Below are 2,709 nucleotides of genomic sequence, written 5' to 3' on the forward strand. Positions count from 1 at the left end.
CATTCTTGGCCAAGACACCGGAGCGGGTTATTTCATATTTCAGGCATGCGCCCGTACAGTACGCAGCCTAGATCGTGTATTTGATTGCCGGGTTAATAAATCAGGTTCAGATAAAAATGATGGGGCTAAAAATTAGAGATGGGAAGGGAGGGGGCTATCTAAGTGAGAGGCTGAAGTTCTTCCTTAATGGTATGAGTGTTCGGGAGGAAAGTGGTTACAATCGTTTGGTTCGTAATGAAAAGAGTATTTCTTTGTATGGATACTATTTAGTTCCTAAGGGAGGGGTGTATTCATATGTAATCGGCTGCAATTCTGGGGCTCGGTGCGAACTGGAGACATTTTATGATGATTCTCTTGATTATGCTGTTAGCTTTGATGAGAAGTATTTGGATGATATTAAATATACTGATGAAAAGGTTCGTGGGTTAATTGGAAGTATGGTCTGTATATAAAGTGGCATTGTTTTGTTGATGGTTGCCTGGTGGGTGTGTTCTTACGAAGAGGTCTGGTGTGTGATTCGTCTTTGCAGTTACTGGAGGTTAGAGTGAGTAAAAGATCGAAAATAATCATTTTCGTATTGGTTTTCTTGGCTTCTTTTGCGTGTCTGATTTTTGTTTATGGCGACAGGGTGATTGTTTCATTTTATGGAGGAGGATTGGTCTTTAATGGCTCTACGGCTATGGATTTGCACAAGGCTTCAGTAGGTGGGGGAAGATATTGTATTCCCAAGGCATATTATAGATTTTCAAACTCGTTCTATTCTGGAAGTAGTATTGGTGTCAATCTAAGTTTGGACGTTGATGGCTTTATGCCGTGGAATATATACAGAGAGAAATACATTGGTTCTGATGGCGGCATTAAGTTGGATAAAGAGATAGGTGTGGTTTTGTATAGTGATGCCTCTAGTTCTGGGCGTGAAGAATTTTGGAGGTTAAGAATCCCTAATCCCAGGGTTGAAAAAGTCGAAGGATACACAAAGCTGTGGCCCACAGGAGTGTCTCAATCCGAACTTGAGTATTTTTTGATTCCGGATGGAGTTGACGATTACTCGGTGCTGATCCGTTGCTGGAAAGGGCGCCGTTGTGAGTTGGATTCTCTTTATAAGAATTCAGTGAGATATAAGCTGAATTTTGATGAGCGGTACTTGGTTGGTCTCGAGGAATTAAATAGTAGAGTTATAAGTTTTATTGATTCTTTACGCTGTGATTGAGCTGGAAGGACTATATGGCTGTAGAACATTTGACGGTATCTGATATTGAAAGGCTTTTGGGTAAATGGGCGGCTGGTGATAGAGGGGGGGGTTTATTGGGACTATTATAAATTGACCGGCGAGTATCAGGCACTGATACAAGGGCAAATTACCACCTACAGTGGTACGTGGGGTGGCATGGCTATGACCGGAAATTACTTGGCAAAATTGGCTGACCAAAAAGATTATATTCTTACTTTGGATAACTTTTCTTCGGCTATTATTGCTGGGACTCTTGAAGCTATTCAAGAAGATTTCAGGTCTGAGGGTGGGGATGGTTTGTTAGATAAGCTTCAAATGCAAGAGGCTGATTTCAAAACTTGGTCTGGGCTAAGTATGGGGAATCTATTTCCCGGCAATATGCAGTTTGCTATGTCTTTGGAGGGCTGGCTTTTCCATAGAGACAAGATATTTACAGAAGGCGCAGGAAATTCTCTCTGGATGGGTTTTCAGAATGTCGATGTGTTTTCGAGTGAAGCCTATAAGCCTGAGGAGTTAGGTAATCGCTTTGATGAATTTCAGGGGGAGAGATATGAAAAGATTGATTTGGAGGGGCATCCTGAGTCAGATGGGCGGTTTCTTCGTGTAATAGATCGGGAAACAGGGCATTTGGTTTTTATTCAGGATACGCAACCGCCTGAGCCATTCTCAAAAATTATTACAACGGAAATAGCGGGTGTGCCTGTTCTACCTGTGCCCGGTGTTGGTGTAACTTGGGGTGTCGAGGATTATCGAACTGCGCTATCGCCAGACTCTCCTGCTTATATCGCTAGGCAGTCACTAAAGGCATATGTGCAGGCTGATCAACCTCCGGGAACGGCTTTTATTCCCAATCAAATACCACCTAATGTCTTTTTTACGCATGCATTGGATAGTGGCCTACGTATAGAGACTCAAGAGCTTTGGCATCAACATGTATTGAATAAGATTGAGGCGTTGACGGCATCAAGTGGATATGATGTGGCTGGGCGAGAACGCTTAATAGCTCTTTACTCGAATCGGGCGAATCAAGGAGTGGAAGGTTTCCTGAAGTCCATGGAGCGGCTTTTTTTCAAGATTGATAATCCAGCCTCCGTTACGAGTGAGTTGGACTATTCGGGAAGAATGGAGCGCCTCGTCTCATATCTTAATAGTTTGCCGGAGAGCGGTAGCATTGCTCGGTTGGTGGATTTGTCCTCGCTGTCCGGTCCGGAAATTCTGCAGCTTGCAAGTCAATCTGATGACATTTCTCTTCCTTATAGATATGCACTTGCTCATCTTGATCCGATTGTTTTGGATGACGTAAATCTTTATCTGGATCACAACCAACACGGCGAACTCGAACTCTACGACTCCACCACTGGCACCGGAAAACTCACCGCCGAATGGCTGACCGCCCGCGCCGACCTGCTCAACCGCCAGATCCAAGCGGCCTTGGTGGATCGCGCACTGACGCAAGATCCGTTTACCCGCTTCGGCAC

Annotated in this window: 3 protein-coding genes; all 3 read left to right on the plus strand. The window is 44.2% G+C overall.

Annotation, left to right across the window (positions count from 1 at the left end; genetic code table 11):
• The first annotated feature begins 74 nt into the window (after window positions 1-74).
• Window positions 75-452: a hypothetical protein gene (locus BZL41_RS27915; protein ID WP_143518055.1), complete on the plus strand. Its 378-nt coding sequence runs from the start codon at window positions 75-77 to the stop codon at window positions 450-452.
• A 92-nt stretch (window positions 453-544) separates the two neighbouring features.
• Entirely contained in the window at window positions 545-1,210 is a 666-nt protein-coding gene (locus tag BZL41_RS27920) for a hypothetical protein (protein WP_143518056.1), read from the plus strand.
• Window positions 1,211-1,255: 45 nt separating this feature from the next.
• Window positions 1,256-2,709 (plus strand): hypothetical protein (locus BZL41_RS27925; RefSeq protein ID WP_143518057.1); only part of this gene is annotated, 1,454 nt, incomplete at its 3' end.

This window comes from Pseudomonas sp. PIC25 (assembly GCF_002286785.1).
Taxonomy (GTDB): domain Bacteria; phylum Pseudomonadota; class Gammaproteobacteria; order Pseudomonadales; family Pseudomonadaceae; genus Pseudomonas_M.